A 19,442-nucleotide genomic window follows, 5' to 3' on the forward strand; every position below is an offset into this window, starting at 1 on the left:
GTTGTTTCTGCATTAATGTTTGATGTGATAGCGAGTGCTGCGGCCACCACCCGGAAGTTTCTCCAGGTAGCCCTTCTCCAGTAACTCGTTCAAATGGCGTGTTGCCGTGGATTTACTCACTTTTGCCACTTTTTGATACTGACCTGCGCTAATGCCATCCACGAAGCCCTGCTCATCGCCATCCAGCAAGCGATTAAGCACCTTCGTTTGCTCCATGCTGAGCGCGGCTCCCTGATGATTCAGCCAGAAGCGGGCTTTTTGCTGGGTACGGGTTACCACGACCAGGGCTTGTTCAAGGCTGTCGTTGAGCACCTCCAGGAACCATGCCAGCCAGGCTGTCACATCCATCTCCCCGCGTTGTGTCTCCTGCAAAATGCGGTAGTAATCAGACCGGCGAGCCAGAATAGATGCCGACATGGCATACAATCGAATACTTTGACTGTCAGACTGCGCCAGAGCCAGGTCGGTCAATGCGCGCGTGATGCGCCCATTACCATCGTCGAAGGGATGTAACGTCACGAACCATAAATGACACAATCCGGCGCGTAATAAAGGATCGAGCAAAACGTCTTCCCGACTGTGATTAAACCAGTCGATAAACTGCTGTAGCTGTGAATCCAGCCCGGCACGAGGTGGCGCTTCAAAATGAACCGTGGGACGATCGATCCGTCCGGACACCACTTGCATGGGCTCCTCCCCCCGTAAACCTCCGACATTGAAACGTTGAATTGACCATTCACTCACAGGGAATAACCAGCGATGCCATTCACATAAACGTGCCAGCGTTAAAGGCTGATCGCGCAGGGTAATGGCATCCATCATCATTGCGGCTAATCCTTCCGAACGTTCAGACACCGGATAGGGCTGGTCCAGTGATACGCCTAAGCGGCGGGCAAGTGAGGATCGTACCGACTGGGCATTGACCCGCACATCCTCAATGGCTGAAGAAGAGAGAATATTTGTCAGCAATGTATCCAGCGTCTGGTGATCGTTATTGTCTGCAATACTGGCTCGTCCCAGCAAAACGCCACGCTGTTGCTGCAAATGCCGGAGCCGGGGCAGCAATATCTCATCCTGCCAGTGGAATGCTGGCCAGTTGGGTTGTTGCCATATCCACATGATTCACCTAAAATTTTACGGTGTTTGAGCTGAATGGAACGTTTATTCGGCCCGGAATTCGAGCCGATAAGGATGGTTATTCGGCTCGCATAGTGAGTCGAATAGTAGATCATATTCGGTTCATTGACCAGCCGGGTCGGGGATAATGACTACTCGCATAGGCATTCATGCGTTGATTTTGCCCTTGTTGTATAGCCTGCTCGTAGGTGGGAGGGGCTTCACCAGGGGTTATTCCACTGTGATGACCCATTAAATAATGATCGTCAGCAGCAGGGGCAGAGGGCAGCACACGATTCACAACCTGATTATTTTGCGGAAGACGAGGGGCATGAAGCTGATAATGCCCATGGATCGAGAAATAATTAAAAACTTTTCTGTCATCAATAAATTCGTATAAATAAGCTAATGCAGTAATAAGTTTACCATCAGGAGCAGTAACAGAGGATGGGTCGGGATGACGTAATCCCAGGGTCAATAAATCCGCCATTTTAATTAGACACTGTAGTTTATTAATATCATCAGATATTTGTGACTGTGTTTTAGTAAAGAAAGTCAGGTTCTCACCCTGAGACTTTGCTTTTTCTATATTGGCAATAACTTCCTCTTCTGCCACGGGAATCTTTTTTGACAGCTTTTTAATATGCGAGAAATCACCACGAATACGACTTTTTGATGAATTTGATAATAATTTATTATAACTTACGCCAGTGTTCATAACCTTTGTTAGATTTTTACAGAAGTCCTTAATTGTTTGATTTGTTTTATATCTCAATGATGTCTCATCGAAAAATACGCTATCCAGATGTGCTGTCAGATGGGAATAGGGAGTTTGTATTCGCATGATAACGAACCTCTCGGTAGATGAATGTTTGATTGGTCACTGACTGAGGTGTTGAACGAGCGGTAACTCTTCAACTTCAAGCAGTGTAAACACACTCATCTGTGCTTCAGTAATGAGTTTTCCCTGATTTTCGCAGTATGTTAATCCGGGTGTTTCAGATGCTTAATTACCGGGAAAGGCATTGTAATTATTGCGATTTGATATGCTTGTTGCTGCCGTGCCAGGTGAATCGGGCCACTCATTACTGGCGATTTCAGCCTGAAATTTTCACGTTTAATTGAATTTAAAATGAGAGATGATGCGATTCTTTATCTGAACACCATGCGATAAATTGGGTAATGGCAGGCGTTTTTTTGGTGACGCTTTGTCGCGACGCAATTTATCGTGCGGGGGGTGAGCCGCGCACGATAAATTACGCCACTAAACCAATCAATGGGTAAACAACGAGAAAGTACCTGCATAGTAATTCACCATCCAGCCGACATACACCAGCCAGACCAATAACACGCCTGCCAAAGTCACTTTAGTGCTCATCTTCGTATCCTCTTGTTATGTGGGTGTGAAGACCCTGTGAGGAATAAGCTGACAGGAGATGCGCTGAATGTTTTTGCGCTGGATCAAAAAAGGGAATGCAAGCATCCCCTTGATGTTTTAATTGCGATCAAATCAGACAATTTGCGCAATTTTTGCCAAACCTGACATCAGGAGGCAATCTCCTCCAGACGACGATTCAGGGTACGCGGACCAAAAATACCGATGGTGAATACCACAATCGCCATTGCGGTGGAGATCACCATAAACACGGAACCCACCCCCATCTCGTGCAGCACCCAGGCGATGGTAAAGCCCGATAGCATGCCGCTGATGCGGCTTACTGAGTAGACCATGCCAATCGCTTTGGCACGGAAACGAGTCGGGAACAATTCCGCCTGATAGGCGCGATACGAGAAAGTCATACAGGTGCTGGCCAGCGACAGCAACAGACCGAGGGTGACGAGCATCACTGGCTGCGATTGCCAGGAAAACACCGTGCCCACCAGCGCTATCGCCAGTGCGGATCCACTCACCAGCCATTTACGTTCGATACGGTCAGCAAAGGTCATGGCCAGTAGCGGTCCCAGCGGACTGGCAAACGCGATCAGGAACGAATACAGCAGACTATGGGTGAAGGTGACACCTTTCGCTGCCAGCAGGGTCGGGATCCAACTGGCAAAGCCGTAGTAGCCAATGGACTGAAAGAAGTTGAACACCAGCAGCATGATGGTGCGGCGACGGTAGGGAGGACGCCACATCTCATTTTTCACTGCGGGGACATTCTCCACCGGTTTCAGTGCTTCGATGTTAACAGGAGGTAATACCGCGCCGGTCGATTTGGCGACCTTTGCTTCGAGGCGGCGTACGATATCTTCAGCTTCTTTGTAGCGGCCTTGCTCTACCAGCCAGCGCGGGCTTTCCGGCAGTCCCATACGGATCAACCAGACAATCACCGCCCCGATGCAACCAAATAACACCACCCAGCGCCAGCCGGTCAGCCCAAATGGAGCCAGCGGCACCAGTTGCCATGACAAAAAGGCGATAGTCGGAATCGAGGTATATTGAATCGCCTGCACAAACGCGTATGAACGGCCACGCAGACGTGCCGGAATGAATTCTGATACGTAAGCATCAATGGTAACCAGCTCAGCCCCGACACCAATTCCCGAGACAATTCGCCAGAACACAATGGCATACGGATGATGCTGGAAGGCCATAATGCCGCTGGCGATGGCATACACCAGCAAGGCGATGATAAAGACTTTGCGGCGTCCCATCTGGTCCGCAAGATTGGCAATCAATAACGTACCGAGAAAAACGCCGAGAAACATGGCTGCCACAAATGCCCCAAGGCTGCTGGGATCAAAGAAGCTATGGCTGCCGTGGGTGAATATTCCCTCACGTACCATGCCTGGTCCGATATAGGCGGTAAGAAACACATCATAAACTTCGAACCAGCCGCCAAGGGCCAGCGCAAAGATAATGAGCCATAATGGGCGGGCGGCCGGTAATCGTTCCAGTCGCGCGGAAAGCTGCGCACCAAAGGCTTTACCTTCTTCTGGTGTGAAATTGTCACGCCAGGTGATCGGTGGCGGTAACGACTCGCTCAGTGAAATTTTCTTAAGCACGGTAGGGTACTCCACTGTTTTTATAATGATGAACGCGCAGGTGTTCTGGACAGCCTGTAGCGGCGCGATTTATCGCGGTTTTTAAAAAGACGCGCGATAAATCGCGCCGCTACGGTTCTGATACGTTATAACGGACAACCTTTGGCACGCAGAATCGCGTTAAAACGCTCCGGATCGTTGGTTCCGGCAAGATTGCTGGCACGGATTTTCTCTTCACGCTGCGCATGTTGTTGTACGCGCGGCAGCAGTACGCTCAGCTCGTCATGCGGAATGGCGATCACGCCATCAGCGTCGGCGACGATCAGGTCACCAGGGGAAATCACCAGACCGGCACAGTGCACCGTGGTGTTCACTTCTCCCGGGCCGTCTTTGGAGGGGCCGCGCAGTGTGTTACCCCGCGCCCAGACCGCCACGCCACCTTCGGCCCATTCGTTAAGATCGCGTACTGCGCCGTCAATGACGAACCCCGCAATCTTCTTCGCCACTGCTGAGGTGCGCATCAGGCCACCAATCAGCGCCTGGGTCAGATCGCCAGAACCATCCACCACGATCACATCACCGGGTTGCGCCATTTCAATGGCTTTGTGAATCATCAGGTTGTCGCCGGGACGCACCTTCACGGTGAGCGCCGGGCCACACAGTACCAGCTGCGGATCGTTGTGATAAGCCGTCAGCCCTAATGCGCCGACGCTACGGCCCATTGAGTCACCAATATTGGGCACTGGCAGCTGGCGGAAGGCTGCAAGCAGAGCATTATCAATTTGTGGGCCACGTTCGCCAATAAAATAGCCAATCGGCCAGTCGCTTCGCATCGTCATAAGTTAACTCCGGTTAAGCACCTGCGGATTAACGCAGGCAGAAAGGTGAATCTGTTGGTTATCAAGCCAGGCCAGGCATTGACGTGCCGCGCTTTGCGCCACAGCATCCAGTGCCTGGGGAGTCGAGCCGCCAATATGCGGGGTGATTATCAGATTCGGCAGGGCGCGGAAAGGATGATCGGCCGCCAGCGGCTCCTGGGCCACGGTGTCCAGCGCCGCCGCGCGCAGCTGCCCATTTTGCAGCGCCGTTGCCAGGGCTTCCTCATCCACCAGCTCGCCGCGTGCGGTGTTAATCAGGATGGAACCTTGCGGCAGAAGTGCGAGCGAGTTCACATTGATCATCTGGCGGGTTTTCGGCGTCACCGGGCAATGCAGGCTCAGCACATCAGCCAGCGGCAGTAAATCGTCCAGTGATGCACAGCGCTGTGCGCCTGCAAAATCGGCATCGGCAGCAATGGCCGGATCGAAAAATACCACCTGCATGCCGATGGCGTGTGCAACACGCGCTACGCGGCGGCCGATTTCACCAAAGCCTACCAAGCCGAGTGTTTTCCCCTGCAACTCTTCGCCGTCACCGCTGCGCGTCCAGCGACCGGCAGCCACTTCATGCTGGAAGAATGGCAGACGGCGCGCGCAGTTCAGCATCAGCGCCAGCGTCAGTTCCGCGACCGATTGCGCGTTAGTCGCCGGGGTAGTCAGCACCGGGATCCCCTGCCGGGTCGCGGCTTCAACATCGATATTGGTTACGCCAACACCGTGTTTGCAGATGATTTTTAACGTCGGACAGGCTGCTATCGCTTTGGCACTTAACTCAACCGTACGTGAAATTACCGCGTCATAAGGCACGCTGCTCATCCGACGTTCCACTTCCGCCGCATCGTTGGCGTTGTCCAGATAATCCACGACGCAATGGGCGTCAGCAAGTAAGTTGCGGCCTCCCTGGCCGAGGCTCGTGGTCGTCACGAGAAAGCGATAAGTCATGATGGTTCTCCGATAGGGTTTAGCGTCATCCTGGCATCGGAGACTGATAAAAAATATTCTGTGTTAGTTATGAATTCATTCCTGTCGGGAATTTATCGGTATTTTTAGCGGGAGAAATTTGGGCAAAATCACGGCAAACAGCGCGCCATACTGCGTTAACAATTTGTTCACTTTCTGATGACATCAATACCGGCATATTGGCTAACGCTTTTTGTTAAATAATCAGGCCGTGAGACTGCAGAAATCAGCATTGCGTGACAGCACATCATCAGGTTCTGACGCGAGCCTATAGTGTGATCGACTTCAAATTCTGCTCTCAACCGCCTGTTACAAAAGAAACAATTTCTTACTTCCTCCGGTACAAAATTGTGCCATTCGCGCGCCCGCGCAAAAAAACAGTCCGTTTGTGTCAGCACGAAATGGTAAAAGTTAGTAAAGATTTAAAATGTACTGTCTGGTTCATTAACAACTACATATCAGAATGGTTACATCATGATTCAGTCCAAAGATCTGCTTTCCGTCCTCGGTCGGTTGATGGCCGTCGGCCTGTTTTTTACCTCCGGCATCGACAAAATTGCGCACTACAGCGACAACCTGCAACTGATGGCCAGTAACAACGTACCGGGCTTTTTCCTGCCACTGGTGATCCTGCTGGAAGTCGGCGGTGGACTGGCGATTGCCCTTGGTTTCCTCACCCGTTTCACAGCGATTTTTATGGCGGTTTTCTCCGTGGTTGCGGGTTTCCTGTTCTACCAGGGCTACAGCCATGCACACCTGATGGTGTGGCTGAAAAACATCTCCTGTGCCGCCGGTTTCCTGCTGCTGTGCCTGCATGGTGGCGGCAAATGGAGCCTCGACCATCTGTTACAACGCCGCTTCGTCCGTAGCTGACCGGGCAAAATACTTAACATCCCTTAACCCATTATTTCAGGACCCATCATGAAATTGATTCCGACAGCGCTGCTGTGCAGCGGACTGATCTGCGCCACTGCGCAGGCCGCCCAACCGGTTAACCAGGTTTCCATACTCACCCATCAGCAGGCACAGTCGCTGGTGGCAAAAGCTGAGCAAATCATCCGTAGCCATCAGATTGGTGGCGTGGTGGCGGTGGTTGATCCCTTTGGTCAGTTGATTAGCTTTGACCGTCTTGACGGTGCGACGCTGGCGAACAGCGAGCTGGCACCGAAAAAAGCTCATTCCGCAGCGGCGTTCGGCGTACCGACTGCCAGCTTCCAGCAGAAGATCGCGGCAGGGAATATCGGGATGCTGGGTAATCCGGCGGTGGTGCCGTTGCCTGGCGGCGAACCGGTGAAACTCAATGGTGTGGTAGTGGGGGCGATTGGCGTCAGTACGCCGGATGGCAATGTTGATGCCGAAGCTGCGAAAGGGGCGCTGTCGGCCCTGAATGCTGGCTAGCGTGAGAAGCTGAAATGGAAAGAAGACGCTTTTTACAACTGATGATGGCGACACCGGTCATTGTCGCTATTCCGATGCAGCCTTTGCTGGCGGCTCCCGCGGACAGTGGCGCTGCCTTGCTGCTGCGTGCCAGTGAGTTGCTCACCGGGCGACGCGGGTTAGATATCGGCATCACCGAACGCCTCTGGACTTTACTGTGCCAGCAGGACAGCACATTCCCCGCCCAGCTCGCCAGCCTGATGATGAGGCTGAATGCGCTGCACAGCGAAGATCGTGAACAGATTGTCGCTCAGCTGAGCGATGACGAGGTTAAAACCGCGCTGACCATTATTTCACCGTGGTATCTCGGCTACACCGGTCATCCCTCTACTACCAAAGCGGTGGATGACGCGCATTTTGTCACCTTTCTGTCCGCACTGATGTACGAACCCACGCGCGATCACACCATCCGCCCTACCTACGCGCGTGCCGGTGGTGATTACTGGGCCGAAGTGCCGCCGGGTGTTAATGCGCCCGCGATGCCGGCAGAAATCCGCGCCTGGGGCGCTCGCTCGCCCGTTGCTGCCAGCACCATCAAAGAACCGGATGCCCCGTGGCTGTTAATGATTCAGGGAAAAGCCAAAACCCTCGTGGAAGCCGAGGCATTGCTGGCGCAGCACAACAACACATAACAAGAAACGTGAGCAGGAAAACAAAATGAGCGAATTTGATGCTGATGTGGTGATCATCGGCTCCGGTGCACTCGGCGCCAATGCGGCTTACCAGCTGGCTAAAGCGGGTAAGTCGGTGATTATGCTGGAAGCCGGCCCCTATATCCCACGCTGGAAAGTGGTGGAAAACTACCGCAACGGTGCCAGTAAACGTAACTGGTGCGCACCGTACCCGAATCTGCCCTGGGCACCCAACTCCTACACCGAAGGCTATATCGATGCCAAAGGGGATGAGGATTTTGAGTATGTCACCAGCTACCTGCGCGTGGCCGGGGGCAGTACCCGCCACTGGGCATCTGCCTGCTGGCGTCTGTTACCCAATGATTTCAAACTGAAAAGTGTCTATGGCGTGGGTCGAGACTGGCCGTTTGAATATGGCGAGCTGGAACCCTGGTATGTCAAAGCCGAACGTGAAATTGGCGTAGTGGGTACCGGTGAAGAGGATCAGAGTGGCCAGGGGCGTGGTCATTATCCCCCGCGATCTGCTGAGTATCCGCTGCCGCCAGAAGCGAAACCTTATATGGTGCAGCGCATGCAGGCCAAACTCGGCCCGATGGGCTATCAGGTGGTGCATGAACCTCATGCGCGCGTCTCTCGCCCTTACGATGGCCGTCCGGCCTGCGCCGGAAATAACAACTGCGAGCCGATCTGCCCGATTGGCGCGATGTACTCCGGTGATATGCATGTTGATAAGGCAGTCGCACTGGGTGTGAAGCTGCTAACCGAATGTGTTGCCTGGAAACTGGAGAAGGGCGCAGGCAATAAAATTGTCGCACTGACCTATCGCAAGCCCGATGGTAAAGATACCCGTCTCACCGCGAAGGTGTTTGTGGTGGCGGCACACGGGCTGGAAACGCCTAAGTTACTGCTGATGAATGACATCGCCAACAGTTCCGATCAGGTGGGTCGTAATCTGATGGATCATACCGGTCTGAGCCTGACTTTCCTGGCTGATGAACCGCTGTGGACCGGCCGTGGTTCGGTCCAGCATGGCACTATCGCCAATCGTCGCGATGAGGCCAGTCGTGCACAGCATTCCGCCATTCGTTATTCGCTGCGTAACCTGGTACCCAACGTTGATGTGACGGTGCCGTTGCTCAAGCAAGGCATGATGGGCCAGGCGCTGGATGATGCCATCCGTGACCGCGCGTCACGCATTATGAACATCAGTACCATGAGCGAAACCCTGCCCAGCCCGACTAACCGCGTAGTGCCGAATTACGACCGTAAAGATTCCATTGGTCTGCCCATGCTGAAGGTGAACTATCACCTGGACAATTACGTGCGTGGTATGCGCCCACAGGCGTACAAAGACTTTGCCAACTTTTTGCAGGCGTTTAACGGCGAAGTGATTGAGGCTCCCACTGGCTGGCGTAACCAGTACCACATCATGGGCACCACCATTATGGGTGATAACCGCCAGGATTCGGTGGTCGATGCCCATTGTCGCAGCTGGGATCACCCGAATCTGTTCCTCGCCACCACGGGTGTCATGCCAACGTCGGCAACCGTTAACCCGACGCTGACCGGTATCGCTCTGGCGATCCGTATGGCCGATACCATTGCCAGGGAGATCTGACCGATGCGCTTAAATAGGTTATTTCGCATCGCCAGCGCCAGCCTGTTGCTGCTGAGCGGCGTAAGTCTGGCGCAGGACGCTTCGCCAGATCTGGTAAAACGCGGTGAATATCTGGCAATCGCCGGTGACTGCTCCGCTTGCCATCGCAATCCACAAAATGGCAAGCCTTATTCCGGTGGTTATGCCATCCAGTCGCCGATGGGGATGATTTACGGTTCAAATATCACACCATCGAAAAGCGCCGGTATTGGTAATTACAGCCTTGCCGATTTCACTGCGGTGATGCGTGAGGGTAAAGCGCCGGGTAATCATTATCTTTACCCGGCTATGCCTTACACCGCGTTTGCCGGGATGTCCGACGAGGATATCCACGCGCTGTATTCCTGGCTGATGCTGGGTGTCCCTGCTGATGATCATCCGGCACCGGAAACCCATCTGCCATTCCCGTTCTCTTTCCGTCCGGTGATGGCGATGTGGAACCTGATGTTCCTCGATAAAAGCACTGTGCCGGGCAGCGATGCCGCTGCGGGGAGTGCCGAACGTGGTGAGTATCTGGTTCGCACCCTGGCGCACTGCTCCACCTGCCATACGCCGCGCAACGGCATGATGGCGGAGCAGGGGGATCGCTTCCTGTCTGGCGGGAAAGTCGGTAGCTGGAGCGCACCCAACATCACGCCGGATGCCAACGCTGGAATTGGTGACTGGAGCGAAGCCGAAATCGAAACTTACCTGCGCACCGGCGCGCTGCATGGTAAAGCGATTGCGGCCGGAGAGATGGGCACGGCGGTCCAGAACTCGTTCTCAAAAATGGATGACAGTGATCTGCAAGCGATTGCGCGCTATCTGAAGCAGGTGCCCGCCATTGGCGGTGCCGATCGCAAAGCGCCAGCCGTTGCCCCTGCCAGTACGCCGCTGTCGGCAATTGAAACCGGCATGAAAGATGACATCAATGATTATGTCTCAGCGGATGCCATGAGCGGTGCGCAGCTTTATAACGGAGCCTGTGCCACCTGCCACGCCAGCGATGGTCGGGGTACACACGATGCGCAGCGCTTTTACCCGTCGCTGGTGGGATCTTCGGCGGTGCTGGCTGCTGACCCGGCCAATCTGATCATGACTATCGCCGAAGGGGTTGATCGCAATACGGCCGCCGGGCACGCCTTTATGCCGGAATTCCGTACTCAGTTTAGTCAGGAACAGCTGGCGAAAGTGGCGAATTATGTCTCCACCAGCTTTGGCAATCCACAGCACGCGATCACCAGCGCCGATGTCAGCCAGACATTGCAGGGTGAGAGCGGCAGTTGGCTGATTCGTTACGCCCAACCTCTAACTATCGCTGGCGCTGTTGTCGCGGTGATGGTACTGCTGTGGTTAATTTATCTTCTGCGCCGCCGGCGCGGGTAATCCACGGGAGCCGCGATCTGGCTCCCTTATTATGGAGTGATTGAAAATGAAAAAGATCCTGTCTCTGGCGCTGCTGAGTGCCGCTCTGTTCGGTGCGGCGGGCGCGCAGGCCGTTACCACGCAAACCATTCTGACAGAGAACGATGCGCAGAAGCTGATTGCCGCAGCGCAGGAAAAAGCCCATGCGCTGAATGCCAATGTCTGTATCGCAGTACTGGATCAGTCAGGTGAGTTACTGGCGTTCCAGCGTATGGACAATGCCCCGGTCGGCTGTATTGATTCATCGATTCTGAAGGGGCGTGCTGCGGCGTTGTACCGCACGCCAACCGACAAATATATGGATCGCGCCAATGGCAAAGAACCCGCTATCGCCACGTTGCCGGGCGTGATTCCGCTGGGCGGTGGTTCGCCGGTGTTATGGAAGGGCAATACATTGGGCGCGGTGGGCGTCAGTGGCTCGGCCAACCCGAATGAAATCGCCATCGCCAAAGCGGCGAGTGATAGTTTTAAATAATCAGGTTTATCAGTTGGCGCGGTGTTGTTTGCCGCGCCAATACCCGCCTTGCGCAATTCCTCCCCCCACTGATCAGACCTGCTTACCCATCAAGTTCCCCCAGACCCCGCCGATAGATTATTTGAAGGAATGTGTGTGCACAGGGAGTGGTTCTTTTTACCGGAAAGTGTCAACTCCAGGAGCGCCAGCATGGCCAAACGACTGTCTGATAAGAAAAAAATGAGCACCCGCACGCAAATGCTGCTGACGGGAGCCTTAACCATTACCCTCGGCTTTACTGTTACGATCGGTGTGCTTAACTGGCAATCCAGCCACGAACAAAAATCGCTGGCAGAAAATTATCTGCAACAAATTGCGCAAAGTCAGGCGCTGCAAATCCAGCAGGACCTCAGCTATGCGCGTGATGTGGCGCATAACCTGGGGCACAGTATTATCGCGCTGCCCGGCGCAGGTGTGCAGGATCGTAAAGTCATCGATAAGATGATGGAATCGACGCTGCGCGACAATCCCAGCTACCTTTCCGTCTCCGTGATCATGGAAGAAAACGCCTTTGACGGACGCGATGCCGAGTTTGCCGATAAACCGGGTCAGGCACCGACAGGGCGTTACGCGTGGTTCGTGGATCGAGATCAGTCTGGCAACTTCAATATGCATCCACTGGCCTCCTTTCTGACTCCAGGGCAGGGTGATTATTATCTGCAACCGCAGAAAAGTCAGAAGGACACGCTGATCGAACCCTATAGCTATGCCTACAACGGCGTGCCTACGCTGCTGACCTCCGTCGCGGCACCGATTGTCAGCCAGGGGAAATTGTGGGGCGTCGTGACCTCCGATATCTCGCTGGCCTCGTTGCAGGAGCGGGTCAATAAAATCAAGCCCTGGGAAGGTACTGGCTACGCAATGCTGCTTTCCAGCGCCGGAAATGTGGTGTCTTATCCGGACAAAAACCTCACCAGTAAGCCCTGGAAAGGTAACACCAATAATTTCAGCAATGACGTCATTGAGCGTCACGACGATATCATCGGAGCCGATGCGCTGGTGACCTGGCAACCCATTGTCATCGGCAATAGTGACCAGAAATGGTATCTCGGTGTTGTCGCCCCGGTCAGTGAAGTGATGGCCGCCGCCAATCGCCAGCTGATCAACGCCATCGTGCTGATGGTGCTGAGTATTCTGTTGGTGAGCGCGCTGCTCGGCCTGCTGTTCAGCCGTAAAGTGCTGAAGCCAATTGGTGGTGAACCGCTGGAAGCCGCCACCATCGCGCTGGCGGTTGCCGATGGTAAGCTGGATAACCCTATCGCAGTGAAATCACGCGATACCAGCAGCCTGTTCTATGCCCTCGACACCATGCAAAACCAGCTGCGTGACATTGTGGGACAGATTCAGGATGCCAGCGCGTCGGTACGTCAGGGGGCGGGGGAAATCGCCAGCGGTAACCTTAACCTCGCGTCCCGCACCGAACAACAGGCCGCCGCACTGGAGCAGACTGCCGCCAGCATGGAGCAGATCACCGCTACGGTGAAACACAACGCGGCTAATGCGCACCAGGCCACCACGCTCACCGACAATGCCACGCACATCGCCAGTCGTGGTGAAGCGCTGGTGGGTGAAGTGGTGCAAACCATGGCGCAAATTGACGACAGCGCGAAAAAGATTGGCGACATCACCGCCATCATCAATAGCATTGCCTTCCAGACCAACATCCTGGCGCTTAACGCTGCCGTGGAAGCGGCGCGTGCCGGTGAACAGGGCCGTGGTTTTGCCGTGGTGGCTTCAGAAGTGCGTAACCTGGCACAGCGCAGTGCCAATGCGGTGAAAGAAATTGCCGCGTTGATAGAAGAGTCCAGCCAGCGGGTGGGCAGCGGTGTTCAGCTGGTGCAGGATGCCGGTAAAACCATGCAGGAGATGACCCAGGCAGTGCACTCGGTGCGTACCATTATCGGCGAAATCGTCACTGCTTCAGATGAGCAGGCGCGGGGGATCAGCCAGGTGACCATTGCGGTCAACGAAATGGATGGCACCACACAACAGAACGCTGCACTGGTGCAGCAGATGTCAGCAGCGGCCAGTTCGCTGGAAGATCAGGCTGCTCAGCTGGCGCAAACGGTAGGGCGCTTTCATCTGGCCTGATAAGTCAGAAGTGGGTAAAGTCGTGGCCATCGCGCCACGATTTTTTTTGCCCACAGGAGTGAAGCATGAATCGCCAGCAATTGTTTGACTGGGTTAACCAGCAATACCAGGTCGAACCTGATTATCCCTGGAAAACCAATCCGCAATACGCGGTGCTGCGTCATCCGCGTCATCGCAAGTGGTTTGCCGTGGTTTTCCCACTGGAGAGCCACAAACTGGGATTGCCGGATGGCACTGTGGTGCAGGTGATGAACATCAAAACCCGCCCGGAACTGAGCGGGTCGCTGCGCCAGCAGGTGGGCATCTATCCGGCGTATCATATGAATAAAGAACACTGGCTCAGCCTGACGCTGGCTAATGGTCTGCCTGATGAAGAGATCTTCGCGCTGCTGGATGACAGTTTTAGTCTGACGTTTTAGGCTTACGCGCCAGATGGACATTCAGCGGCGACATCGGGAAGGGTTGCAGCCGCTTAATCGCTTCGATGGTAAATCCCACCTGCTGTAATTGCTGCGTTAACTCACCTTCATTCGTGACACTGTAACCACGCATCATCAAGGGTGTGAAAAACGGCAATATCTGACGCGCTTCGGCCGGGTCGGAAGACACTTCCGCATGGGCACTCATCAATAATCCTCCCGGCTTCAGACGGCGGAACAACTGTTGCAGCATCGCCTGCCTGTCCTCCATAAAGTACAGCAATGATGAACACCAGATGATGTCAACCTGCTGCGTTTCCGGCAGCTGTGAAAGCGCGCGGAAGCGTGCGCTTAAACCTGCGCGTTCGATATTATGTTGCGCCACGGTCGCGGTTTTGGGCAGGTCAAGCACCACACCGGAGAGTTGCGGAAAACGCTCTGCTAATGCCAGCGTAATCAATCCTGGGCCCCCGCCCATATCCAGCAGCTGGGCCGGGCGCTGGAAATCAGCCAGATCGCTGGCGATGGCACAGGCCGTGTCGCCACTCAGGGCGCGTTGTTCCTGCGCAATCTGGCTCAGGGCAGCATCGGCCCAGGCGGTGTCGATCTCCAGCGGGTCCTGCCTGCGTGGCGTGCTGCGGTTTAGCAGATCGGGCAGTCGGCGGGCAAACTGCTGCAACAACTGCTGACGATAACGCCAGGCATCGCCGATATAACGCGTACCGCTGCGGCACAGATATGCCTGGGCGTCGGGGTGGGTACGGTAACCCTCCGCCTGTTGCTGCAACAATTCACCACTCCACAGCAAACGCAGCCAGTGTCCTACCGGCTCTGGCTGCCAGCCAAAATGTTGTGCGACGGCAGTGGCATCGGCACTCCGCGTCAGAAAATCAAACAGCTGGTGTTCAAAGGCCAGAGCTACTGCGCCACTCAGGGCGTGTTGCGCCAGCAGATTATCAAGAAAGGGTAACGGGGATGGCATGATTGTCTCCAAAGCAACGGTGATGGCTACAGACTAGCGTTTCATGCCAATGCAATTTATTCTCATTGGTCTGCGAAACGGCGATTTGACTCTGCGTGAAGGCGAAAACGATGCAACGGAACTCAGGTGGCGATGAGCCATGGATTGAACACCAGCCCGGTGCGGGGGTTTTTCGTTCGCGGCAGTTCAGCCTGGTCAGCGGGATACGGCTGGTACAGTCTGATTATCAGCCGTTAAAAGCGCTGGCAGAAAGCTCCCAGCCAGACGGAAACACGCCGCAGCTGGTACTGACCTTCGGTTTGCTGGGCAGCTCACGTTTCCGTGCCGATTCCGGTTATGAAGTGTTGTTCCAGGCGGGCCATCTTACCGTCACCAGTTTTCAGCACAGTAGTGGCGAACGGTTATATCGTGCGGGGGAGCGGGTGCAACAGCTGCGGCTGGTGCTGAATGCTGAAAGCGTGCAGCGTTATCTCGGGGAGGATGCCGCAGAGAATTTGCTGCATCAGCCGCAATTGAAACGCCATCTGTTCAGCCTGTTTGGTCATGCCACCACCGCACAACTTAACGAGGTGCAGCCCGATCCACTGCTGCGCGAGATTCAGGCGCTAAACCTGCTGGCGTTACATCGCCATCAACTGCAACCGGCGGCGGCGCAAGCGAAGAAACTCCATCCTCAGGATATCGACCGGCTGGAACAGGCGCATAACTGGATGCGGGCGCATCTGGCGGAACCCTTTACCCTGGCGACGCTGGCGCTGGCCGCGGGCCTGAGTGAATACCAGCTGAAAAAAGGCTTTCAGCAGCACTTTGGTTGCACACCCGGCGAGAAGTTACTGGCACTGCGGATGCAGAAGGCACATCGACTGCTGGAGGAAGGGTATCAGGTAGCGCAGGCGGCCTGGCAGGTCGGTTATCAGCATCCCCGCAATTTTAGCGTGGCGTTCCAGCGTTACTTTGGCCGCCCGGCCAGCCAGCTAAGGTCAGCGTGAGCGTCGGGACGGCATCATGCGCAGCAGGGTGTTGTCCTTCATAAGATAGTGGTGGGTCAGCGCTGCCACCGCATGGATTCCCACCAGCCAGTAACCGTAAGGCGCCAGCGTTTTATGCAATCCTGTCAGGATATCGGCAAAATCCGGGTCGGGCGCAGCGCTGACCGGCATCGGAATACCAAATAACCACCAGGTTCGCCCCAGATAAAAGCGTGAAAGAATACCGAGAATCGGCAGTGCGATAAAAAACAGGTACAACCCCAGATGCATCAAATGCGCCAGACCGGTTTGCCAGCCCTCAGGCTTTGGCACGATGGCCGGGCTTTGATGACGAAAACGCAGCAACACGCGCGATAACATCAGCACCAGAACACAGCTGCCTGCACTGAAATGACCGATGATCATCGTAAAACCCTGCCAGGACCCACGCGTTGCCAGCCCGCGAAACTCCATGGTGCAATAGGCAATCACCACCAGGAAAAATGTCAGCCAGTGGAGAAGAATCTGTGAAGGAGCAAATTTATTCTGCATATCCTGTCCGTAAAAAAGCGCGAATGAATTCATATTTTGACACATAACTGAGCCGTTTCGTTACCTCTCATGCTCGCTGGCGACCAGCAGCTGGCTGAGCAGGGCTGACAACTGTTGCCGTTGCGCGGGTTCCAGTGCGGCCAGCAGCGTATTTTGCGTTTGTGTATGTACCAGCAATGCCTGCTCGATTTTCTCCCGCCCGGCCACTGTTAGTGCGACCAGGGTACTGCGTTTGTCCTGCGGGTCAGCGACCCGGGCAATCAGTCCCGCCTCTTCAAGGTGATTCAGACGATTCGTCATCGCGCCGGAGGTGACCAGCAACGATTTATACAACTGCGTCGGTGATAAACAGAAGGGTGAGCCCGCCCGGCGTAGTGTGGCCAGCACGTCAAACTCCCCATCACGAAAACCAAAGGGGGACAGTGCCTCGGCACGGGTTTTCGCCAGATGTTTCATGATGCGCAGCATACGACCAAAGATCGCCATGGATGATGCATCCAGCTCAGGCATTGCGCTGGCCCATTGTTGTGTCACAAAATCGACGTGATCCGCCACTTTTCCCCTCACTTGTTGTGGTTACTGTGTTGCTTTGTGCGGTCGGGCTATTTCTTCTTCGCTATTTATCTTAACGTTAAGATAAATCATCAACGGAGAAGCAATGTGAAACGTACCTTACCCGCAATCGGGTTGTTTGCTTTAGTGGTTTTTATTATCGGCCTGAATCTCAGACCGGTGATGGCGGCGCTGGGGCCGCTTTATTCTTACCTGCAACAGGATGCCCATCTTAATGCTACACAGATTAGCCTGCTGACGACTTTACCGGTGATTATGATGGGGGTTGCTGCACTGGCTGGGCCGCGTCTGTTGCGTACCGTTGGGGAGAGCAAAGGTATCGCTCTCGGCTTGACTCTGCTGGTGCTGGCCTGCCTGGTGCGCGGTCTGGCCCTGAAATCTGTAGTGTTGATTGCCAGCGCGCTGCTGGCCGGTGCAGGGATTGGTATGATCCAGGCGCTGATGCCTGCGTTGATTAAACGTTGCTTCAGCGCCAAAGCCAGTACGCTGATGGCGCTGTTTAGCACCGGGATTATGGCGGGTGCAGCGCTGGCTGCCGTCAGTGCCGTTCCGCTGGCATCCTGGCAGGGCTTAGCACTGGTGCTGGCGCTACCGGCACTGCCCGCATTGGTCGCTTTATTGTTGTGGGGAAGAGTGTTGCCATTATCGGTTCCGGTCGTGGCGGCAAAATACCCACAGGCGATCAATGCCGCGTGCGCCTGGCTGTTGATGGTGTTTTTTGGCATCGGCACCGCGGCCTACACGCTGGTACTGGCCTGGCTGCCGCCGTTTTATCAGCAGCATGGCTGGAGCGCTGAGCAAAGTGGCTATGTCCTGGGAGCGTTAACGTTGACTGAGGTGGCTGCAGGCTTTGTGCTTTCGACGTTAATCCATCGTTTTCCCGATCGACGCCGCCCATTGTTGCTGGTTCTGGCCTTGATCCTGGGTGGATTAATTTGCCTGATCACGTTCGGTGGTACGCTGGCCTGGCTGCCCACATTGCTGCTTGGACTCGGTATCGGCGCGCTGTTCCCGCTTTCCCTGATTGTCACCCTTGACCATGCGCAAACCGCAGAACAGGCTGGGGCATTGCTCTCTTTTGTGCAGGGCGGTGGATATCTGATCGCAGCGCTAATGCCGCTGATTGCTGGAGTGGTGCGTGACCACGCAGCGTCGCTGGACAGTGCCTGGATCCTTATGAGCGCGGGGATTGTGTTGCTGATGGGGATGGCGCTGCGTTTTCGACCTGGGCTATAGCCGGGCATGGTATCGGCACGAAACAGTTGTATCGATATATACCATGCTTTATAACGCAGCTTTTCCCTTTACATTCAGCACAAGGAAATGACTACGTGAATCTGTTTATGTTTTATGTCGGTGGCAATGCCGGAAAATCCAACATTGAAGTGCATGACATCCAGTTTGTCGCTGCAGAACAACCTGAGGAGGCCTGGCCCGCACTGCGTGAAGCCTGGTTTGGCGATGCAGATAAGATCCATATCGATGGTTATGCCCGCATCACCTGGGCGGATGGTTACCGTATCTCCCTGTCGCCGGAACCCACCCCCGGTAGCCAGCGACTGTTCTTTGTTAATGCCGGGGCTTACCATCCTTCCAGTCTCGCGGAGCTGCACGCGTTCGACCTGTTCGTCGCTAAAGATGCCGCAGAGGCCAAAGCAAAAGGACTGGAAAAGCTGCTGAAGGGAGCAGATCATCAGCACAAAGACAATCTTAAGGATGTGGATGATTGTCTGCTGCTGGATAAAGTAGGTAACTTGTTTGTGCATCTGACCCCGGACGCCAACGGCACGCCGTTCCGTCCTGAATGGCAGGGCTATCAACCGATTGGGGTGGAATAATACCTGCGTTTAAAGAGGAAATAATAATGTCGCCAAAAATTGGTGTCGGTGTGCTGATTTTCCGTAACGGGAAACTGTTGCTGGGACGTCGGAAAGGCAGCCACGGTGCGGGTGACTGGTCCGCACCGGGCGGGCATCTGGAATTTGGTGAAACCCCGGAAGAATGTGCACGCCGTGAAACTGAGGAAGAGACCGGATTGCAGTTGCATGACTTGCAGAATGGCGCATTCGTCAGTGATGTTTTCCCCGAAGTGCAAAAACACTACATCACGCTGTTTATGGTGGCACACAGCCTCCACGGCGAGCCGCAGTGCCTTGAACCGGAAAAATGCGAAGGCTGGCATTGGTTCGCGCCGGAGCAACTGCCGCAACCGCTGTTTGCGCCGCTGCGTACGCTGATCGAACGTGACGGATTGGCGGCGTTACAAGCGTAACG

The 19,442-nt window shown here is 54.8% G+C and carries 20 protein-coding genes; 12 read left to right on the plus strand and 8 right to left on the minus strand.

What is annotated here, in order from left to right:
- Positions 1 to 12: 12 nt before the first annotated feature.
- The 5 genes from AC6I8X_RS21015 to AC6I8X_RS21035 all read right to left on the minus strand — a co-directional run bounded on the left by AC6I8X_RS21015 (position 13) and on the right by AC6I8X_RS21035 (position 5,921).
- Complete coding sequence (locus AC6I8X_RS21015; RefSeq protein WP_497841356.1) at positions 13 to 1,119, minus strand: Fic family protein; 1,107 nt, start codon at positions 1,117 to 1,119, stop codon at positions 13 to 15.
- Positions 1,120 to 1,228: 109 nt separating this feature from the next.
- Positions 1,229 to 1,960 (minus strand): hypothetical protein, encoded by a 732-nt coding sequence (locus tag AC6I8X_RS21020; RefSeq protein ID WP_313683471.1) that lies wholly within the window; start codon positions 1,958 to 1,960, stop codon positions 1,229 to 1,231.
- A 701-nt stretch (positions 1,961 to 2,661) separates the two neighbouring features.
- Positions 2,662 to 4,122, minus strand: coding sequence for an MFS transporter (locus AC6I8X_RS21025; protein WP_497841357.1), 1,461 nt, complete (start codon positions 4,120 to 4,122; stop codon positions 2,662 to 2,664).
- 125 nt (positions 4,123 to 4,247) lie between these two features.
- Positions 4,248 to 4,940 (minus strand): RraA family protein, encoded by a 693-nt coding sequence (locus AC6I8X_RS21030; RefSeq protein ID WP_313683473.1) that lies wholly within the window; start codon positions 4,938 to 4,940, stop codon positions 4,248 to 4,250.
- Positions 4,941 to 4,943: 3 nt separating this feature from the next.
- Positions 4,944 to 5,921 (minus strand): hydroxyacid dehydrogenase, encoded by a 978-nt coding sequence (locus AC6I8X_RS21035; RefSeq protein ID WP_497841358.1) that lies wholly within the window; start codon positions 5,919 to 5,921, stop codon positions 4,944 to 4,946.
- Between the two features lie 492 nt (positions 5,922 to 6,413).
- Here AC6I8X_RS21035 and AC6I8X_RS21040 point away from each other — a divergent pair, with 492 nt between their 5' ends.
- The 8 genes from AC6I8X_RS21040 (at position 6,414) to AC6I8X_RS21075 (ending at position 14,093) form a co-directional block, all read left to right on the plus strand.
- Positions 6,414 to 6,812, plus strand: coding sequence for a DoxX family protein (locus AC6I8X_RS21040; protein ID WP_497841359.1), 399 nt, complete (start codon positions 6,414 to 6,416; stop codon positions 6,810 to 6,812).
- A 48-nt stretch (positions 6,813 to 6,860) separates the two neighbouring features.
- Complete coding sequence (locus AC6I8X_RS21045; protein WP_299450035.1) at positions 6,861 to 7,337, plus strand: GlcG/HbpS family heme-binding protein; 477 nt, start codon at positions 6,861 to 6,863, stop codon at positions 7,335 to 7,337.
- A gap of 14 nt (positions 7,338 to 7,351) precedes the next feature.
- On the plus strand, positions 7,352 to 8,008 hold the full coding sequence (locus AC6I8X_RS21050; protein ID WP_313683476.1) for a sugar dehydrogenase complex small subunit: 657 nt from the start codon (positions 7,352 to 7,354) through the stop codon (positions 8,006 to 8,008).
- A 25-nt stretch (positions 8,009 to 8,033) separates the two neighbouring features.
- Complete coding sequence (locus AC6I8X_RS21055) at positions 8,034 to 9,626, plus strand: GMC family oxidoreductase (protein WP_332670056.1); 1,593 nt, start codon at positions 8,034 to 8,036, stop codon at positions 9,624 to 9,626.
- A 3-nt stretch (positions 9,627 to 9,629) separates the two neighbouring features.
- Positions 9,630 to 11,030, plus strand: coding sequence for a c-type cytochrome (locus AC6I8X_RS21060; protein WP_497841360.1), 1,401 nt, complete (start codon positions 9,630 to 9,632; stop codon positions 11,028 to 11,030).
- 46 nt (positions 11,031 to 11,076) lie between these two features.
- Positions 11,077 to 11,544 (plus strand): GlcG/HbpS family heme-binding protein, encoded by a 468-nt coding sequence (locus AC6I8X_RS21065; protein ID WP_497841361.1) that lies wholly within the window; start codon positions 11,077 to 11,079, stop codon positions 11,542 to 11,544.
- Between the two features lie 189 nt (positions 11,545 to 11,733).
- Positions 11,734 to 13,674 (plus strand): methyl-accepting chemotaxis protein, encoded by a 1,941-nt coding sequence (locus AC6I8X_RS21070; RefSeq protein ID WP_313683480.1) that lies wholly within the window; start codon positions 11,734 to 11,736, stop codon positions 13,672 to 13,674.
- Between the two features lie 65 nt (positions 13,675 to 13,739).
- Positions 13,740 to 14,093 carry an MmcQ/YjbR family DNA-binding protein gene (locus AC6I8X_RS21075; protein ID WP_497841362.1) on the plus strand — a complete coding sequence of 118 codons (354 nt, stop codon included), beginning with the start codon at positions 13,740 to 13,742 and terminating at the stop codon, positions 14,091 to 14,093.
- Here the strand turns inward: AC6I8X_RS21075 and AC6I8X_RS21080 are convergent.
- Entirely contained in the window at positions 14,077 to 15,075 is a 999-nt protein-coding gene (locus AC6I8X_RS21080) for a class I SAM-dependent methyltransferase (RefSeq protein ID WP_497841363.1), read from the minus strand. The genes AC6I8X_RS21075 and AC6I8X_RS21080 overlap by 17 nt on opposite strands.
- Before the next feature lie 110 nt (positions 15,076 to 15,185).
- On the opposite strand from AC6I8X_RS21080, the gene AC6I8X_RS21085 reads away from it, so the two are divergent.
- Positions 15,186 to 16,064, plus strand: coding sequence for a helix-turn-helix domain-containing protein (locus AC6I8X_RS21085; RefSeq protein WP_497841364.1), 879 nt, complete (start codon positions 15,186 to 15,188; stop codon positions 16,062 to 16,064).
- Here the strand turns inward: AC6I8X_RS21085 and cybB are convergent.
- Together cybB and AC6I8X_RS21095 are read right to left on the minus strand one after the other, a co-directional pair.
- On the minus strand, positions 16,056 to 16,595 hold the full coding sequence (cybB, locus tag AC6I8X_RS21090; protein WP_299450004.1) for a cytochrome b561: 540 nt from the start codon (positions 16,593 to 16,595) through the stop codon (positions 16,056 to 16,058). The two genes, AC6I8X_RS21085 and cybB, sit on opposite strands and share 9 nt — an antisense overlap.
- A 60-nt stretch (positions 16,596 to 16,655) precedes the next feature.
- The gene (locus tag AC6I8X_RS21095) at positions 16,656 to 17,150 is read right to left on the minus strand and encodes a MarR family winged helix-turn-helix transcriptional regulator (protein WP_313683484.1); all 495 of its coding nucleotides are present in this window, start codon (positions 17,148 to 17,150) and stop codon (positions 16,656 to 16,658) included.
- Positions 17,151 to 17,255: 105 nt separating this feature from the next.
- On the opposite strand from AC6I8X_RS21095, the gene AC6I8X_RS21100 reads away from it, so the two are divergent.
- The 3 genes from AC6I8X_RS21100 (at position 17,256) to AC6I8X_RS21110 (ending at position 19,440) form a co-directional block, all read left to right on the plus strand.
- Positions 17,256 to 18,404 (plus strand): MFS transporter, encoded by a 1,149-nt coding sequence (locus tag AC6I8X_RS21100; RefSeq protein ID WP_497841365.1) that lies wholly within the window; start codon positions 17,256 to 17,258, stop codon positions 18,402 to 18,404.
- Between the two features lie 95 nt (positions 18,405 to 18,499).
- The gene (locus tag AC6I8X_RS21105) at positions 18,500 to 19,006 is read left to right on the plus strand and encodes a DUF1543 domain-containing protein (RefSeq protein WP_313683486.1); all 507 of its coding nucleotides are present in this window, start codon (positions 18,500 to 18,502) and stop codon (positions 19,004 to 19,006) included.
- A gap of 26 nt (positions 19,007 to 19,032) precedes the next feature.
- Positions 19,033 to 19,440: a nucleotide triphosphate diphosphatase NUDT15 gene (locus tag AC6I8X_RS21110; RefSeq protein ID WP_299451080.1), complete on the plus strand. Its 408-nt coding sequence runs from the start codon at positions 19,033 to 19,035 to the stop codon at positions 19,438 to 19,440.
- Positions 19,441 to 19,442: the final 2 nt, after the last annotated feature.

The organism is Pantoea sp. X-Soil-TKNS-1280, from assembly GCF_059730475.1.